The 19,501-nt window shown below is 31.8% G+C and carries 16 protein-coding genes; 1 reads left to right on the forward strand and 15 read right to left on the reverse strand.

Annotated elements, in window-relative coordinates:
* Window positions 1-8 precede the first annotated feature (8 nt).
* The 12 genes from J8281_RS07345 to J8281_RS07400 form a co-directional block, all read right to left on the reverse strand.
* The gene (locus tag J8281_RS07345; RefSeq protein WP_210196968.1) at window positions 9-1,937 is read right to left on the reverse strand and encodes a nucleoside-diphosphate sugar epimerase/dehydratase; all 1,929 of its coding nucleotides are present in this window, start codon (window positions 1,935-1,937) and stop codon (window positions 9-11) included.
* On the reverse strand, window positions 1,934-3,067 hold the full coding sequence (locus J8281_RS07350; protein WP_210196969.1) for a DegT/DnrJ/EryC1/StrS aminotransferase family protein: 1,134 nt from the start codon (window positions 3,065-3,067) through the stop codon (window positions 1,934-1,936). The genes J8281_RS07345 and J8281_RS07350 overlap by 4 nt, the downstream gene beginning before the upstream one ends.
* A gap of 574 nt (window positions 3,068-3,641) precedes the next feature.
* Window positions 3,642-4,730 carry a GNAT family N-acetyltransferase gene (locus J8281_RS07355; RefSeq protein ID WP_210196970.1) on the reverse strand — a complete coding sequence of 363 codons (1,089 nt, stop codon included), beginning with the start codon at window positions 4,728-4,730 and terminating at the stop codon, window positions 3,642-3,644.
* 50 nt (window positions 4,731-4,780) lie between these two features.
* Window positions 4,781-6,367 carry an FAD/NAD(P)-binding protein gene (locus J8281_RS07360; protein ID WP_210196971.1) on the reverse strand — a complete coding sequence of 529 codons (1,587 nt, stop codon included), beginning with the start codon at window positions 6,365-6,367 and terminating at the stop codon, window positions 4,781-4,783.
* 8 nt (window positions 6,368-6,375) lie between these two features.
* On the reverse strand, window positions 6,376-7,014 hold the full coding sequence (locus J8281_RS07365) for a NeuD/PglB/VioB family sugar acetyltransferase (RefSeq protein ID WP_210197109.1): 639 nt from the start codon (window positions 7,012-7,014) through the stop codon (window positions 6,376-6,378).
* 38 nt (window positions 7,015-7,052) lie between these two features.
* Entirely contained in the window at window positions 7,053-7,658 is a 606-nt protein-coding gene (locus J8281_RS07370) for a sugar transferase (protein ID WP_210196972.1), read from the reverse strand.
* Window positions 7,659-7,734: 76 nt separating this feature from the next.
* Entirely contained in the window at window positions 7,735-8,403 is a 669-nt protein-coding gene (locus J8281_RS07375) for an acetyltransferase (protein ID WP_210196973.1), read from the reverse strand.
* Between the two features lie 22 nt (window positions 8,404-8,425).
* Window positions 8,426-8,674, reverse strand: coding sequence for an acyl carrier protein (locus J8281_RS07380; protein ID WP_210196974.1), 249 nt, complete (start codon window positions 8,672-8,674; stop codon window positions 8,426-8,428).
* 11 nt (window positions 8,675-8,685) lie between these two features.
* A complete protein-coding gene (locus J8281_RS07385; protein WP_210196975.1) occupies window positions 8,686-10,182 on the reverse strand; it encodes an AMP-binding protein in 1,497 nt (498 codons plus the stop codon).
* 12 nt (window positions 10,183-10,194) lie between these two features.
* Complete coding sequence (locus J8281_RS07390) at window positions 10,195-11,289, reverse strand: hypothetical protein (RefSeq protein ID WP_210196976.1); 1,095 nt, start codon at window positions 11,287-11,289, stop codon at window positions 10,195-10,197.
* Window positions 11,290-11,386: 97 nt separating this feature from the next.
* Complete coding sequence (locus tag J8281_RS07395) at window positions 11,387-12,049, reverse strand: sugar transferase (RefSeq protein ID WP_210196977.1); 663 nt, start codon at window positions 12,047-12,049, stop codon at window positions 11,387-11,389.
* Between the two features lie 17 nt (window positions 12,050-12,066).
* Complete coding sequence (locus J8281_RS07400) at window positions 12,067-13,371, reverse strand: CoF synthetase (RefSeq protein WP_210196978.1); 1,305 nt, start codon at window positions 13,369-13,371, stop codon at window positions 12,067-12,069.
* Window positions 13,372-13,902: 531 nt separating this feature from the next.
* Here J8281_RS07400 and J8281_RS07405 point away from each other — a divergent pair.
* Window positions 13,903-15,771: a right-handed parallel beta-helix repeat-containing protein gene (locus J8281_RS07405; protein ID WP_210196979.1), complete on the forward strand. Its 1,869-nt coding sequence runs from the start codon at window positions 13,903-13,905 to the stop codon at window positions 15,769-15,771.
* Window positions 15,772-15,832: 61 nt separating this feature from the next.
* Here J8281_RS07405 and J8281_RS07410 read toward each other — a convergent pair whose 3' ends face one another.
* From J8281_RS07410 to J8281_RS07420, 3 genes are all read right to left on the reverse strand, one after another.
* A complete protein-coding gene (locus tag J8281_RS07410; protein WP_210196980.1) occupies window positions 15,833-16,972 on the reverse strand; it encodes a glycosyltransferase family 4 protein in 1,140 nt (379 codons plus the stop codon).
* Window positions 16,973-17,247: 275 nt separating this feature from the next.
* On the reverse strand, window positions 17,248-18,252 hold the full coding sequence (locus tag J8281_RS07415) for a polysaccharide deacetylase family protein (RefSeq protein ID WP_210196981.1): 1,005 nt from the start codon (window positions 18,250-18,252) through the stop codon (window positions 17,248-17,250).
* A gap of 158 nt (window positions 18,253-18,410) precedes the next feature.
* Complete coding sequence (locus J8281_RS07420) at window positions 18,411-19,283, reverse strand: glycosyltransferase family 2 protein (RefSeq protein ID WP_210196982.1); 873 nt, start codon at window positions 19,281-19,283, stop codon at window positions 18,411-18,413.
* Window positions 19,284-19,501 lie beyond the last annotated feature (218 nt).

Raw genomic sequence — 19,501 nt, forward strand, 5'->3', positions numbered from 1 at the left:
AAAGAAGTCTAAATTAAGATCTTTTGATTATTACCAGTATTAACATTGTTCTTTTTGTCTATACTTTCAAAAGTAGAATTATTAGAAATGTATTCGGGTACAATTTCTTTGAGTTTTCCTACAATTTGATGATCTTGATTCAATAAATTCATGATACATAGATCATTTATTTTATCTTTTATATTTTCACAGTTATCATCATCGAACTTACTAATCATGATTTTTTTGTGATACGTTGGCATGGTATTTTCGGTATCTGCCAATAATTCTTCATATAATTTTTCTCCTGGTCTAAGCCCGGTAATCTTAATATCTATATCATTAGGATATTGAAGCCCTGAAAGTCTTATCATTTTTTTGGCTAAATCAAATATTTTTACCGACTCTCCCATATCAAAAATAAAAATTTCTCCACCTTTACCCATGGTTCCAGCTTCTATTACCAATTGAGAGGCTTCTGGAATCGTCATGAAAAAACGTGTAACACTTTTATGTGTTACCGTAAGTGGCCCTCCTTTTTGTATTTGTTTTTTAAACAAGGGAATTACCGACCCATTAGACCCCAAAACATTACCAAACCTTGTCGTGATAAACTTTGTTTTACTTGTTTTATGCAAACACTTGATATACATCTCGGCAACTCGTTTGGTTGCTCCCATCACGTTTGTAGGATTCACAGCTTTGTCTGTAGATACAAAAACAAATTTATCCACTCCAAAGGTTGATGACAAATCAGCAAGTTTTCGAGTTCCTAGAACGTTTATCTTAATCGCTTCACAGGGGTTAGATTCCATTAAAGGAACATGTTTATAAGCGGCTGCATGAAATACCAAATTAGGTCGATATCGTTCAAAAATGGTTTCAATTCTTTGATGATCTCGTATATCGGCAACTATAGGTAAAAAGTTTGTTATTCCTTTACTAAGCAACTCCTGTTGTAAATCATATAATGCAGATTCTGCTTGATCCACCAAAATTAAACTTTTATAACTGTAATAAGAGGCTTGTCTTACAATTTCACTACCAATAGATCCAGCGGCTCCTGTAATTAAAATAACTTTGTTTTTAAGCTCCTTTTTAATATTTTGATTCTCCATATTAATAGGGGCTCTATCCAAAAGGTCTTCAATTTGAATTTCTTTAATCTGAGAAACCTCTAACTTACCATCGATCCAATCATTAACGGCAGGTATAATTTTAACTTTAACGCTAAGTTTTAGCAATTTATCTGAAATATCAGATAATCGTTTTTTATCAATATGTGGAATTGAAACCACTATTTCTTTAACATTATTTTTAGTAATAAAACTCTGAGTTAAAGACGAAGAAGAATACACTTTTATGCCGTTAATCGTCTTTCCTTTTTTCTGAGGGTTGTCATCCACAAAACCAACAACAGAAGATGCTCTATTAGAATCATTCGTAATAGCCGCAAGTGTAATTAGTCCCGAATCTCCAGCACCATATATCAATACTCGTGAAGTTTCACCAAGTTTTGATTTAATGTAATAGTAACAATACTTAAATATTAAACGACTAGTAGTTAGCGTGATAATATTTAACATATAGTGTATGCAAATAATAGATACAGGAATATTTAATAACTCTGGTAACAGATTCGTTCTACTAGAGAGCATTATTCCTGCGGTAAATGCAATCAAAACTGTTACAGCAAGAAATAAGTTATAAACATCTCGCATACCTGTATGTCGTACTACTCCTTTGTAAGAACCTATTATTAAGAAACTAAAAATTGCTAAACCTGTAATTATTGGCAATTGATACAACAAGTTTGAAAATTCGGAATCCAATGTGATACCAAATCTTATTATATACGCCAAAAAGAAATTAAAAATCGTTATCAATACATCAATAGCCAATACTAACCATTGTGAAGCATGTTTGTGCGAATTATCAATTAAGTAATTTTTAATCATCTCAATACATTTTTAATTACTGATACAATTCTATATAAATCGTCTTCTTCTAGATTAGACCCACTCGGTAAGCATAAGCCGCGATCAAATAAGTCATCTGAAACCCCATTGAGATATGAATCACAATTTGTAAATACTGCTTGTTGATGCATTGGTTTCCATAATGGTCGCGATTCTATATTTTCTTCAGCTAGCGCCATTCTTAATCCTTCCCGTAATTGATAAGAAGTAGTTTCTATACAGGTAAGCCACCTATTGGAAATATAGCCCGAGGGTTCATCTAAAAACTGTAGTTCAGAACAATGATCAAGGTGTTTTTTATAAAAGTCAAAATTCCTTCTTCGAAGTTTAACATGATCATCTAGTACTTGCATCTGACCCCTTCCAATACCGGCCGTGATGTTACTCATTCTATAGTTATATCCAATCTCTGAATGCTCGTAATGTGGGGCTTGGTCTCTTGCCTGCGTAGCAAGAAAAATTGCTTTTTCTTTACATGATTTATCTTTAGTAAGTAAAGCTCCTCCTCCCGAAGTAGTGATAATTTTGTTTCCGTTGAATGATAGAATAGCAATGTCACCAAATGTACCGCACTTGATTCCATGATATGAACTGCCTAGAGCTTCAGCACTGTCTTCTAATATCGGAATTTCATATTTGGATGCGATTTGATGTACAGCTTCTACATTATATGGCATCCCATATAAATGCACAGCAACAATAGCTTTGGGTTTTTTACCTTTGGCTATTCTATCTTTTATAGCAATTTCGAGCTGCTCTGGACAAATGTTCCAGGTTGTTCGCTCACTATCGATAAATATTGGCTTTGCCCCTAAATACACTATTGGATTGGCTGATGCAGCAAAAGTCATACTTTGACATAAGACTTCATCATCGTGCGAAACCCCAAGTAGTTTTAATCCTAAATGTAAGGCCGCTGTTCCTGAGCTTAAAGCTGCAGCAAGTGTTTCAGACCCTAGATAAGATTCGATATCATTCTCGAATCCGTTAACGTTAGGACCTAATGGTGCTACCCAATTTGTTTCAAAAGCTTCTTTAACGAAGTCCTGCTCTGTTCCACCCATATGCGGCGAAGAAAGCCATATTCTTTTTGAATCAATTATATTCATAATCTCCCAATTAAAAATGAACAATAATTCTTATAATCAAATATCGCTAACACGATAATTGATTAAAGTTTTCATGACAATCTAAAAAAAACGCTGGAAGAAGGGGGGTAGAAACTTCCTTATGTTGAATTTAATCTTACAAAATAATTCCGATACTAAATTAGTTTAGTTATAGCAATAATCAACTGAAAATTTTAACTTTTAGACAGAATACTTAAAAATAACGTTTAATGGTTTACCATCTCTTAAAATTATACTTACATTACGTTATTACCGTAAGAAAAATAGTATAATCCCTAACTTTAAATATGGCTATTCTTCAGCAATCTTTGTATTAATTTCTTCAAATTTTCAAAAGACAGTTGAATTTTCAACCTCAATGTTTGCAACTCTCGTTAAATCTGATGTGTTACGCATTACAAGTATACTTGTTTTCAAAGAAATCTTTTGGGGTTTATCGACTAGTATTTTTAGGGGATAATCCCCCTGGGTAATGATTATGAAAAAACTTATACTACAGAAGGCTGATTTAAAAATATTACATTAGAATTAAATACAATATACAGTAGGTCACCTATGAATCATCGTTCAATCTGTACAATGGAAAAAAGCCGCTTGAATCTAGTTGTTCTAGATCTAATGACGTATCGCTTACTGTTTTAGTAAGCATCTTATAAACATCAGTATCGATTATTTTGCGACCCGTATAAAAAATCTTATCATCATCGGTTGGAAAAAACGCTTTTTTATATTTATACAAGCCATCGTCATCCTCTCTTCCACCTCCTAACACATAATATTTGAACGCTCTCTTTCTGGCCCAATTTAGAACTTCTATTTTTAAAAAATCATTGGGCCTGGTATAAAAATAATCTGATAATGTACCTCCTAAATAAGAATAAATCGTATCATCAACCTTAAGTATAAGCTCTGTTGAAATAGGGATATCATCTTTATATACCATAGCTATAATAGAATTTTCTGAATTTTCAGTTATTAACTTTTTAAAATAATCGACTTTGTTGAAAAATTGATAATCAGCATTATTTCGATGCATCGTTAATATATAAATGTCAAAAAACTCCTGAATGATATTTAAAGTAATAGGATGATGATAGATTTTTATAGTAAGTCCGTATTGAATTGATTTTCTATAATTATTTCGAACTTTTGGCTTAAACTTTGACCATTGTAATTTTTCATCTACAATAGTTCCTTTTACATTTTTTAAAGCGGGTATCAATTTACCTGAATAGTATCGATGACATGAATTTAAACTAAATCGAATAAACTCTGTTATAATGTTATGTTTTTTATACCATCTATCAACATACCTCCAAAATTGTAATATGGTTTCATTTGCCAATGAATCTGCAAAAAGAGGACCACTATATCCATATGGACTTATAACATCAAAATATGAAGTTCTCTTATTATCAATAGTAATATCTCTAACAATAAATGGCATTAAGACTACTATTTCATCAAAAGATTTAAAAAGAAAATATTTAAGCGTACTTGATCTTTTATCAATAAAATATATCAAATATTCATAAGAATAATAAACATTATTATTCCATTCTTTCTTTAGATGAGTTTTATACTCTTCTATTTCTTTATCACTATTAAGATCTTTAACTATTAGTTCGTAATGTTTTTCCAATTCAGAAATTTTAATTTATAACCATGTAAGAGGGGGCAAACAGTACTATTTTATTCGTTTATAACTTCTTGTTTTTGCGAAAAATATTGACCCATCTTCTCTGCAAGAAGCTTCGATAGCCATATAATTCTTCCACAATGTTCTAAATGCCATACTGCTTTACCTTCAATTATATTTCCAGCTACTAGAGGTCCAATAATATGGAAATTGTCTTGAGCTTCTAATTTTTCATTTACGTCAAAGCCTATGTTAGAATTATTCTTTACACAAAAACCTTTATTCATAAGATTTTTTAACAATTGAGGAATATCATCATTATATAAAGTCGTACTTCCTATGCAATTAATTACAATTTGTATGGTATCATCGTGTATCCTGTTGGTATTTGTACACGTATCTAAATATTCTAACAGATAATCATTTTTTGAATTTTGAGTAATATTTTCAAATCTTCCGGCTATATGTTGAAACTTATTTTGATTGTGTAAATTTTGAGCTGTTCTAAAATAGTGATATCCTGCACAGCGTTGTCTCCTTCCTATTTTATTTCCATACAAACAAGCAAACTCCTTTAGTTCTGTTTCATCTAACCTTTCTAACAGGCTTCCAAAAGCTTTTGAAACAATTTCTACTGTAGATGCCGCACCCAAATTAATTTGATCGGCACGATCTAAATCTTTAAAAGTTGCATCAGCGATTAGCTTTGCTGTAATATGACTTTCTTTTTTTAACGCTTCAAGATAATGAGGTTTATACTTCTTTCTTTTTTCTTCGTTTATTATAGTATCAGGCAAAAGACCTTGAATAGATAACATCAAAAATTTATTAATTTCGCTTTCTATTTCTTTGACATCATTGAGTTTATAAAGCATTTCCAGACCGCTGGCGTTAGCACCGACTATTAGTACATTTATGTTTTGATTTTCTTTATTTTTTATGAATGTATTTATTTTATTCAATACTGTACTAAGATCTGGACAATAAGGGTTATTGATAAATAATAAATGTTCTTCTTCAATACAACTTTGATGCTTCCATAAATATTTGACAGGTAGTGAACCGATGGATAATATAACTTTTTCTGAATAAATTGTCTCTCCACTATTCAAAAAAATAGTGTACTTTCTATTGGTTTTTTCTACATCTATCACTTCTTTCATTATGTAATCGACGGCAATAATACCTTTTGAGATACTTTCATTTATTTTCGATCTCACCAATTCATCAATATAACGGCCAAAAAAACGACGGGGGATATATAGTTCTTCCCATTTATTATGTTTAATCGAATTAGTATTTGTTTCGATCCACTCATTTGCCAGTTTCCCACCATTACTTCTAAATTCTTGGATTAGGGAATCCTTATGAATAGTAAGCCAAATTAAAAAATCTTGTAAGATAGACAATGGCAAAAAATTCTTAAGTGATGTTATTAACAAAACCGAACTTCCGGATCTTTCCCCATAAGGAATACCAGTATGAAATTCTTTATACTTATCAATTATAGTTAATTTTAATTCTTTTTGTATTCTGATCTTAAGCAAGTGATCTAAAAAGTGTATGATTGTGAACGAAGATGATATTCCTGATCCTATAAATATAATATTTGATGCGTTAATTTTAGTTTTAGCTCTCAAAACTATACTTATTTGGTATTAATTATTCTGCCTGGATTACCTACAATGGTTGTACGATCAGGTACGTCTTCGATAACTACTGTTCCTGCACCCAATAAAGAGTCTTCTCCTATTTCACGTATACCGGTCATAGCAGTGACACCCATACCTATATATGCTCTTTTTTTTACATGTATTAAAGCCCCAATATTAACACCAGATGACATAAATACTCCGTCCTCTAAAGTTACGTGATGCGCTATAGTACTATCCATATTAATCATAATATAATTGCCGATTTGTGTATGTGGCATTACAATATTACCTGCTAACATGTAAACCGCTTCACCGATAGTTACATCTGGAGCAATAGATACTGTATGATGCAAAAATCCTGGTATTCCATATCCTTCTTTTTTAAGTGTAGATAAGTATTTAACCCGTATTGAATTTACGCCTATCGGACAGTACACATCCTGTATCTTATCTTTAAATTCTTGCAGAAATAGATCTTCATATTTTCCTAAAACAGGAATACCTATAACGTCTTGCCCTTGTAAATTAACATTATCATCTATAAAACCAATGATACTAACTCCCGCTTCTTTTAAGTATGAAGCATATACCTGTCCTTGCGTTCCTGCGCCAATAATTACTGCATTTTTCACTTGCAAAAATTACATTATTTAAAGATAGTTTGAAACAATTAATTATTTCCCATAAAAGTAGGCATACTCAAATTCTTACTACTATTAATATCTTCTTTATGTATTACTTTTTTTATAGTGCGTATTACTATTTTAACATCAACTAAAAAACTAATATTTTTGGTATACCAAACATCAAGTTTAAATTTCTGATCCCAGGAGATAGTATTTCTTCCATTAACCTGAGCCCAACCTGTGATACCAGGTTTAACATCATGTCGCTGTTTTTGGAAATCATTATATAAGGGTAAATATTGTACTAGTAAAGGGCGAGGTCCTATTAGGCTCATATCTCCTTTTAATACATTAAATAGTTGTGGTATTTCATCTAAAGAATATTGTCTTATAAATTTTCCTATGCCCGTAACACGCTTTTCATATGGCAATAATTCACCATCCTTATCCCTCTTGTCATTCATACTTTTAAATTTGATAATTTTAAATACTCTTCCCTTTTTACCAGGACGAGGTTGAAAGAAAAAAGGATTTCCCCGATTCGCTATTGTCAATATTAGTATAAGTATTAGAATTATAGGAGAAAGAAATAAAACTCCTAAGAAAGAGACCACAAGATCTATTATTCGTTTTAAAAATGGATAGTACATAGGTTCTTTATATTTCTAATTGTTATTAACACATTTTTATTTGTTATTCCTTTACTTTTGGCCATGTCTAAATTTACTACGATTTAGATATATATTTTTGACCTTTTTCGATAGTTTTTATTTCTTTTCCAGGAACACCATATACCAATTTAAAACTATCTACATTTTTGGTAATTAAAGATCCTGCACCTACAATAGTATGCTCACCCACATGAACCCCTTGAATAATATTAGCACCAAGACATATTGCCGTACAAAAATCAATTTTCACGTTTCCACCTACGGTTACCCCGGGGGCTATACTTGAAAAATCATGCATGTCACAGTCATGATCCAAACTAGAATTCGTATTAAGTATACAAAAATTTCCTACTCTTGCATCGGTATTGATTTTTACTCCGGTAAGAATCACCGTACCTTTTCCAATTTTTGCTCTTGAGCTTACTATCGCAGAGTGATGCACTACTGTAACAAATTCGAAATCGGGAGCCAGTGTTTTTATTTTGTTATACATTTGAAGTCGAGTCCAGTTATCACCTATAGCAATCACGCCTTTGGTAATACCTTGTTCCATTAGATTAGGAATTTCATATTCTGATCCTAGTATCTCGTGGTTCATTAATTTTTCTCCTTTTTCTTTATATGAATCTACTAACCCAAAGATTTCATATTGTTTTTTGAACTCTATAGCTTCTATAATCACTTTGGCATGTCCCGAAGCGCCTATAATAATCACTTTACTCATACGCTATATATCTTAAAAATTGTCAAGCAACCTGTATTTCAGATTGAATGGTTTGTATTAGATCCCCAATATTATTCATATTCATTAAATCCATTAATTTGAACTTAATACCAAAAGATTTTTCTATTTCTGTAATAATCATCATATGAGTTACAGACTCCCATCCATCTACATCATTTGCCGTAGTTTCGTCTTCTAGCTTAAAATTATCATGCTCTAATATAGTAACAAAAGCATGCTCAACCTTTGATAAAATTTCTTCTTTATTCATTGATTACAAAATTATTTAATGTCAAAGTATTCTTTTAGCTTTTTCCGATCAATTTTTCCGTTTATACTATGTGGAAATTCATTTATAAAACGAATATGCGTCGGAATCATGTAATCTGGCATCTTAGTTTTCATGTGATTGAAAATTTCTTGAGTATCAAAAGCTTCTGATTCTATTGCCAATCCTAATTCGGCATTGCCTAGAGTATTCAAGATATCTACTACTACCATATTTACTTTTCTATCAGACTTAGCTTTGGCGTGAAATTCAACTTCAGCAAGTTCAACCCTATATCCTCGTATTTTAACCTGAAAATCTACCCTACCTACATAAAGGTAATCTCCGTCCTTATCTTTAATACAAAGATCTCCAGTTTTATAGTATCTAACATCCATCCCGTTTTCTTGCCTGTAAAAAAAACTTTGTTTGTTTTTTTCTTCATTTTTCCAATATCCTGGTGTCATTTGCGGACCTGCCAAACATAATTCACCAGGTGTGCCTAAAGGGACTTCTTTATTGTTCACGTCTACAACCAAATATGAGGTGTTTTTTTGAGGAGTACCTATAGCTATAACTCCATTATGAGCTTTTGTATGCGTTTCTGGATGATACGGATAAAAACCACTATACACAGTAAATTCTGTAGGACCGTAATAATTAAAAATTTTACTATTAGGAAGGCAAGCACTCCATTCTTTGGCTATATCGCTATGCAAAGCTCCACCTCCAAAACTGCAATATCTCACATCGGGAGCGTTAATTTCAGAAAAGTAAGGTCTCAAATAATTAATAATGGATGGTACCATAGTGAGTACAGTAAGTTTTTTCTCTTTGATCAACTTGAAAACATAAAAATACTTGATGGATCCCTTAGGTATGGTATATACACAGGAACCAGCAAGTAACGGAAATAAATAAGTGACTACAGAAAAATCAAAAGTTAACTCAAACATTTGCAAGCACCGATCTGAAGCTTCTAGATTAAACTCAGGTTCGGCTTCTATAGCATTAACTAAACTGGCAACGTTGTGAAACGTAATTGGTACTCCTTTGGGAAGACCGGTTGTTCCCGAGGTGAATAGAATATATGCGATATCTTCTCCAGAAAAGGTTTTAGGTTTTAAATGTACAGATGTTTTTGGTATCGTATGAGATGCAATACTATGATAGTCCTTGTAAATCAATGTTTCAGAAGAATCGATAATAGATCTTATTTCTGCTAGTTCGAAGATTTTATGATTGCGTTCTAGTGGCGCATCAGGATTTACAGGTACATAGGCCTTTCCTTCTAACCAAAGTGCAATAATACTTGCGTAGGTTTGAATATCATCGTTGGTTACTAATCCAATCAATTTTTCTGAATCAGGAATACCAGTACTAATCCGGGATCTGATTTTGGAAATTTCAGAAATCAAATCGGCATATGAATAATAGGTCTCATTAATACAAAACGCTTGATTTGTAGTATGGGAAGTAATACTTGTAACTATTTTTTCAACGAATTTCATAACTTTCTTTACCTATGCGTAATTAGCATCACGATCATGAATTATTTCTTTGCTAAAGTCGTGATCAATTTCATGATGTGCCAAAGCATATAAACTTCTTTTATCAACATAAATATGATGATAATTTTTTAGTATGAATTTTCCAAGCTTATTATCTTCAGTATATATAGTATTTGTTTTTGTTTTATGAAAATTTTGAATCAAGGCTGCTACACAAATATCATAATACTCTTCTTCTGCTACAAAATATTTTACCTGATACTCATTAGTTCGAATTAAAACCGAAATAAATCCTATAATTTTAGCGCTAAGAACGACATTAAAATTGACGATATACATATTTGTTGATGCTCCTGCGATTAAACAGCTATGTGGAAATTTATGCGCTACTAGTGTTTGCGTATATTGCCTTGAGCTCAACTGCCAATTAATGTATTCTTTTGTTTTGGGAATAAGATCATTTTTTAACTTATCTTGTAAAAACGCCCATGTCGTTTGATCGATCGTAGACAAATATTCATATTGTATAGGTATTACTTTTTTTTGAATCTTTTTATGATTTAAATAATTAATTAACCTGCCAGACAACATATCTATTGCCTGAATTATAGGTTTGATAACTTTTAAAAACTTAAATCGTCTCAAAACCCAACTCGTTATCAAACTAGAAACTATAAAGTATCTTGTTCTATGCGAAAACTCTACATAGGGTTGGTTTTTAAAGTATTCTATAACCGTTTTACCTAAAAACTTAAGTAATATTTGTTGTTTTGTGGCACTAACAGCCTCTTTCATGACAAAAGTTGATAAAATTGAAGATTTATAATCATCGGCAACCCACCAACGTCTGCACCAATAGATTTTTTTCATGCCCGATGGGGTTGTGATCCAGTCTGCAATGAGATAAACGAACGCCACTAGTCTATCGTTTTCATGTACCATAACACTACAAAGATCATGCTCTTCTATTCGCTCATTATCTAATAACCAAAAAGCCTTACTTTTAGTGAAGGGAATGACAGAATTACCTTTCCAATAGGTATTGTTTTGTAAAGCAATTTTCAAATCTGATTTGGTTACGTGGTTTACTTCGAGATTCCCTTTCATTGCTTTTTCTTAATTAACGGTAGTTTTTTTATTGGTAGCTCTATATTGTTCTTTCTTGCAATTTCCACTATGTTTAGATTTTAGCTCAAGACTTTAATCAATTTTGTTTGCATACATCTTCATCTGATTTTTTAGGATTTTGTAAGGAGTTCCCCTTTCGGTATTCGTCAAAATCTTCCAAAATTGAATTTGAAACGGTGGCTATATCTTTACCTATAAGTACGTTTTTAATTGTTTTTAGAAAAATAGTAAAATCTAGAGAAAAAGAAACATTCTTCACATAGACCACATCTGCAGATAACCTATCGTCCCAATTTAATAAATTTCTTCCTGAAACCTGAGCCAAACCCGTTATTCCGGGTGCGATGGTATGCCTTAACTTTTCTTCGCCTTGATAAAAAGGTAGATATCTTATAAGTAAAGGTCTAGGACCAATAAAACTCATGTCACCTTTTATCACATTAATCAACTGGGGTAATTCGTCTAATGAACTTTTCCTAACCAATTTTCCAATTTGAGTTATCCTAAGTTCATCAGGTAACAAGCGCCCTTGCTCGTCGACTTTGTCATTCATGGTTTTAAATTTGATGATACTAAATATTTTTTCATGTTTACCTGGTCGCTCTTGAAAAAAAAAGGGTGAACCCTTATTAACAACTGCTAGTAAAACCATCAAAACAATAACTATTGGAGAGCATAGTATAAAGAGCATTAAAGCAATAGTAACATCCAACCATTTTTTTATAAAATGTTTATACATTGTGTACAATAAGTTCGTTAAGAATTAAACATTTCATTAATCAAAACTCTTCTTTTTCCAGATGCTAACAAAGGAATTTCATTTATATACGATACTTTAATGTTAGCATCCTCGCCCAAATATGTTTTAAAGTCGTTTACGAAATCTTGTTCTGAATCAAAATCATGATCTGTATTAATTCGTAATTCATAGTTTTTCGGCGTTTTTTGAATGAACTGAAATTGCTTTAGCGTTGGATAATTATTAACTAAGAGACCTAGGTTTAAGGTGATCGCATTTCCTTTGGTATCATAAATTAAATCATATTTTCTACCACTTATTTCTTTAAATATGGGGATATTACCTATCCTGCCTTTAATCCCTATATCACCAGTATCATATCTGATCATAGGCATATAATAATTAAATAAATCTGTAATTACGATACGACCAGGCTTCCCATCTTCCACTCTTCTATTAGTATTCAACTCTAAAATTTCGACATAATAACTTGCATCATTAATCCTGAAATACCGCTTATTTCCCAAAGGCTGTTGAGCAATTATACCATTTTCTATATTAGAATATCTTGAAACTACATCGGCTCCAAAATGGGTGAGCATGGCATCTTTTGTATAGTCATTCAAACGCTCTGACATCGCGATACTAGATCGCAATTTGTTAGGCTTTACATATTCATTAGTATGATCCAGATATTTACATATTCGCTCATAAGCCGAAGCATACCCTAACCAGCTATTAGATGATGAACTGCTTGACAATTCATTAAGTACATTTTTAATAACTGATTCATCCTGCAGGTCAAAAACATCTACCGGTTTAATATTTTGTAGTATTCTGTCTAGCTTGTTTTTCTTTTCAAAAGCATTCCAAAGTCTAAAATAGGTAAGCTTATTTCCTATTGTAAAACCTGCTTTTTCAGAAAAAAAAATCGTATCGGCAGCATTTCTAAGTCGTTTATTGCTATTATGATATATTTTAAAAGGCATTCCCGTAGAGCCACTGGTAGCCATTACAAATTTTGGCTTATCCAAGTATTTTTTCGATTGAAAATCTTTAAAATTATCTCGTATTATGTTTTTATTTACCACATGAAAATCTTCAATAGAAGTATAGTTTTTGAAAGATTTAAAATAATCGGTAGAATTTACAGCATGGTTTACTATATTTTTAAGATACGAATCCCTAAGTTGATTCGATTTTGAAGAACCCGGATTTTCGATAATAAACTTAATTTCATCATAATGCTTACGCTTTCTCCCACCGGTTACTGCATCAACTGACCAAAACGCTTTATTTCTTAATAATTCAAACGGTTTCATTAATTTATTTTGCTTTAAAAGTATTTAGTACGACATATCTAGATTTAGCAATTTAACATGAAAGCAGAAAATCAACTAATATAGTTTTATGGTTTGCTAAATAAGTTATCTAATCACAATAACAAAATGCGAAACATCTCCAGGGGTTATCAAAAGTAATAATGATTTTTTCAATAGAATAGAATTTCTCCATAAATTATACCTGATGGCACAATTGTGCCATTAAAAACTTGTATAACGTTAATGCCTATTCAATTTCACAAAAAATATAGGTTTGATTTATACACAAATATCACTTCATGATAGTATGCTCATTGTAGGATAATTACAATAAAAATTACAGAAAACCACATCTCTATACCATTAACAAAATAATTACAAGCATACAAATTGCTACAAATCAATAAATTATGTGCTCATAAAATATTTTATAAAAATTTTAACATTAGCATCGATGTAATACACAATAATATCGACGATATTACGTTAAATGATAAATTTATAACAAAATATTAAATAACCATTCCCCCGATGAAACTATTAAATTATTTTTTACTTAGCGCAGGAGCGTTTTTGTTGACATCATGTAGCTCTGAGAATTTTGAAGAGGTTGTTCCTGATGCGCAAAACTTTGAACAATCTGAAAACACCGTAACTACACCTTGTAGCTTTGACGCTATCGATATCGAAGCAAACTCGAAAGTTATTATTGATTGTGTATTAGACCTTAACGGAGAAGTTATTACTTTACCCGAAAATGTAATATTTGAGTTTAACAAAGGAGATATCATAAACGGTACGCTTATTTTCTCTGGAGATGAAAATATTATCGATGGTAGAATTTTAAATGGTTCTCTTACTTTAGAAGGAAATGTAGCCTTAACAAGTCCGACTTTTAATTTCTATGGCCAACGTTGGAATATGATTGAAGGTAAAACAACAGATGAAAACGCTTTAACCAATAGACAAAACTTAAATAAAGCTATTGAAACCGTTAAAAGATTAGGCGGAAACGTTTTTGAAATCAATAAACTGAATGCCTATTTTAATGTAGGTGCAAACAAAGTGAATAGAAAGTACCATTCAGAAAGATCTATTAGGGTGCCTTCTAATTTTCATTTGAAAATGAGTGAAAATACCTTTCTTAGAGTGCAACCTACTCATTTTCCATCGTACTCATTACTTACTACTTATGTAACAGATAATTCTGTCATTAGTGGAGGTAATCTTATTGGAGACCGATGGGAACACGATTATAGCCCCATTGTCGATATTGCCGGAGTAAGTAGAAATGAGCATGAGTGGGGAACGACAATCTACGTTATTGGTTCTCATGGATTGATTGTAGATGGAGTCACTATAAGAGAAGCTATCGGCGACGGAATAACGGTTCACGCAAAAACCATTAGAACACCAGAAGGTCTTTTAATTAATGAAAATAGAACAAGTGAAAATGTAATTATAAAAAACACCAAAATTTATGAATGCAGAAGAAACGGTCTTGCAGTGATTGATGCCAATGGAGTAACAATAGACAATTGTCAAATTAATGATACAGGAAAGGGCGAACAAGCTTTTAATAGTGCTGGCGACAAGATATTTAGTAGTGCAGGAACGCTTCCAAGGGCAGGAATTGATTTAGAGGCATTACGTTATATTAATGATGATGGCACAATGAATGAGATTAATAGAGTTGAAGATGTAACTATAAAAAACAGTAATTTCAAAGGCAATGCTGGTGGTGATGTGGATCTTTATACCGCAACCGATGTGAAAGTTCACAATAATTTTTTCGATAGCAATGTAGGGAGTTTTGCGTCTAATCATGTTTTAATAAAAGATAATGTATTCGAAGCTGCTGATCCTGACTTTACTTTTGCCATTAGTGTAAATTCTTACCTAGACAAGAAAGGAAACGAATTAAATTATAATTACACCATTACAGGTAATACGATCAGAGGATACCGAAATGGCATCAATTTATCTGGTAAAAACCATGAAGTGTTCAAAAACAACGTGATGAATTGCGTTACAGGCTTGCTTTTAAAAAGTCTAAGTGATAGCAAAATATACTCAAACAGATACATCAGTGCTCTCGAAGTAAGTTACGGTATCAATCCATTTCCTAATACTTTGGTAGATAATGTAAGTATCACAAATGAATTTATTGATGTTACGAATAGACCAATAAACCTAAGAGGTTTAAATAGTGAGAGTACTATAACTACGAATCAAATTACCTTCGAAAATTGTGAGTTTTACACAAAATTCAACAAATTTACGCTTTACATTAAAGACTCCAAGAACCTAACAATCAAAAATAGTAAGATGAATACAGAGTTTGAAAAAATAAATACTACCAATGTTATTGTTAATTCAAATGAACTTATAAATAGATAATCATATTTTAAAAGCATCTTGATCTAAAAGTCAAGATGCTTTCAATTTTTTTACTGAGTTTTTAGAGTAATTTATTATAGTACTCTTGAATAGCGTTCCAAACTTTTTTTTGCTCATATCTATCTCTAATTTTTTCTCGTGATGAGCTTGCCATGGTTTTACAAAGAGTATGATCGTTATAAAGAAGATGCATAGCTTGCATAAGCTCTTCCTTTGATCTGGACCGAATAAGAATTCCATTTTCTTCGTTTTTTATTATTTCATTACACCCTGAGATATCTGAAGAAATTACAGGAATTCCCATTGCTCCTGCCTCCATAATAGAAACCCCGAAACCTTCTCTATAGCTCGGAAAAACGAATACGTCCATCATCATTAAAAACGGCCGTATATCTTTCTGAAAACCTGCGTGTATTATTGAGGAGTGCTCATTTATGGTAGCTACAGTCTCCTTTTTGAGTGGATCTAATTCTTCTTCATAGCTGCCTATTAATAGTAGCCTTAGCTTGTTATTTTGGTGATGTAATTCTACAAAAGATTCAACTAACTCATTGATTCCTTTATCTTTAACGAGTCTACCCACGAAACCAAATACAAAAGCATCATCGCTAAGCCGCTGTTCTTTACGCAACGTTTTTTTTGTATATAATTCTGGTGAAAAATGCGTTAAGTCAATACCATTGATGCTACCACTGCCAATGACGTTTACATTTTTTTTAGTAATCTCTTCATTTTTTAATGTCTCTTTCAAACCAAAACTTACCGCTAAAACGTCTGTAGCAAAAAAACAAGACAGTTTCTCCATCGTTTTTAATAGTTTTCTTTTGAGCCCGGTACTCCCCTCATATCGAAGTCCGTGTACACAATAAACTCTATTAGGCACTCTAGCCAAATATGCCGCACACATACTTAAAAAACCACCTTTTGGTGTATTTCCATGAACTAGAAAAGGCTTACTTTTTCTGAAGTATAAGAACAAGGAAATTAAACTTTTAACGTCGTTAAAAACCGATATTTCTCTTTTCATTTCTATACCTTTCACTTTAACGTCTTCAGTTTCACTGATTTTAGTTAATTCTTCGTTAGGACTAGAAATTAATTCTACATCGTAGTTTTTCTTCAAAACCTGTATCTGGCCTCGAAAAAACCCTAACGTCATAGGAACTGTTGTTATGATAAAAAATTTATTCTTAGCCTTCATACATTCAAATATTTGTAATTGATTGAAAACGAAATAATTAAAAAATAGAGAACGTATGTAACTGCTACACTCTCACATCAAAAATTTTAAATCCTGCACGCCACTGGGCTTGTTCGCTAAAAATGCTCACTAAATATTTTTTAACGCTCTACCCGGTGAATATCGGTCGGTCCTGCTTAAACTAGTTTTGTAAGATCTATTCACCATTGCATATTTTCAGTTGTATTATCCAAATATTATGGTTCATTTCAAAAACCCGTACAACAAATTAATACTTATTGGTTGGCAAATTTATGTCCTACTAATTGTTCAGATAAAGAGGTCATAGTTTCGCTTTCAAAATCGAAACGTTCTCGTAGCTTAGAAAATTCCTTAAAAATAGATTCAAGATTTTTAAAATTTTCATCGAGATTAGCCCCAAAATTATGTGGATGCCACCATAAATGAAAGAGTTCACCATTTTTTGCTGCATGTTGCATGGCTTTTTTTATTCTTCTGATCTTTAACCCTTCTAAAAAAAACAATTTTGGTACGTAGGGCCTCAAAAAACGACTTGATGGTAAATTAATCAGCTTAGAGTTCTGCAAAGCAATTTCTTCTATATCATATGTATTGCTTCCGGTTAGATTGATATAACTATCTAAAAGTCTTGATAATCTAACTAGCGGCGGAAATTTCTTTAATACGCTACCCACATTAGGGTTGTAAATACCATGTGCTTCACACCCCCGATAACTTAAAATTCCATGTTTGGTACAAATTTTTAAATATTCCTTATTCACTTGGTTTTTAGGAAACACGATACTTTGTATATTAATATTTTGATCGTTCGCTATTTTTTTTGCTGCAGTTAAGTCAGCTTCAAAAGCTTCTTTTTCCTGTCCCGACGCTAAACAATTATAATGAGCAAACGTATGGGTTCCTATTTCATGTACACTAGCTTTTTTTATCTTTCTTATGATGGAATTAGCATAGTGTAAAGGATCGGTATTTTCATCGTTACCCACAGTATTTATAAGCCTAAACGGATCTAATTGCGAGTCTTCATACTTTGGTAATGATGAAGGCATGTATTTCTCTATATCATTCTTATCTGTGGCAAAAAGTAGCCCTACTGTAGAAAATGTAAGTTTAACGTCATATTGATCACTTAGTGCAATAAGTTGATCTACAACTTTTGGAACGTTAGTTAAATTTTCTTTATATGTATCTAGAGAGAGCGCATCGAAAACACCCCAATGTATCTCAAAGTCTAATGAAATTACAAATTTACCTTTCATACGTTTAAATTATATTTTTGTCGTTTGGATAGAACGGCTAACTAATATATCGTTAGAGTTTATTTGATTTGGTCTTCTTTAGCATTCGTAAAAGTCAAATGAAAATCTTCAATTAATATCTTCTTAAAATTGATATTAAGCTTTTTATGCGATCAATTTTAATTTTCTATTTTGGGAAGTACTATACTTTCAATACTACGTATTTGATCATAGTATTCTTTTTTTTCTTCAGGATCTATCTTTCTTTCACTTCTTCTTTTTAAAAGCCAATCTTCTTTATTCAACATTGAAACCCCTTTCACCATTACTGATTTTATTATAGATTTGAGCCAAAACTTGAAATATCTACCCTTTGCATGATTTTTAAACATTTTCCGTTCATTTTTATAGGCTGCTAGTATTTTGGAAGCGGTAGCATTATTCTCTTCTCTATAAAAATATAAACGATCATAAATAATTCTACAATCAAAATCGTTCTTTTTACTGGATCTTAACCACAAGTCATAATCCTGTGCAATTTTAAGAGATTGATCATATTTGTTTCGCTCAAACCAAGATTTTCTGCCTATAATACTAGCATGAAGCGGGGCAGATTTTTTAGAAAGCAAATCATCAAAAGAGATCGAATCTACTGCCTCTCCCCGTGATCCAAGATAAGTAAGGTCGTTAGTTATAGAAATACAACCTGTAGCGACTAAATCTGTATTTGGATGATTATCAAATACTTTCAATTGCCTTTCTATTCGCTCGGTATGCATAAGATCGTCTGCATCCATTCTTACTAGAAATTCATATTGAGCTAATTCGGGTAATTCATTTAATCGTCCGGCTAATCGTTTATTTTTACCATCAGAATAAACTTTCACTCTAGGATCATCTATAGATTTGGCTATTGCTAGAGAATTATCTGTAGATCCATCATCTATTAGTATAAGTTCCCATTCTGTATAGGTTTGAGTAAAAACTGATTTTATTGCCAGTTCCAAATATTCTTCGGCATTATAAAATGGTATGCAAATTGATACCGCCATATAGTATGTATTAAATGTTAATGAAAATCTTTTGTTTTTGATTTGCGGTGCTAAAAATATGTATATTATTATTATTTATTCGTTTAAAACTTTTAAATATATTACAACGATATCAATCTTATGATTTTAGCCTTTGTGCTACTCATTATATTTTAGAAAGCTAATAGTTTGATGTACGAAAATATACTTCTAACTTTAAGCCTTCTACTCTATGTAAA

Origin of the sequence: Aquimarina sp. U1-2, from assembly GCF_017897595.1 — a bacterium.
Lineage (GTDB): Bacteria > Bacteroidota > Bacteroidia > Flavobacteriales > Flavobacteriaceae > Aquimarina.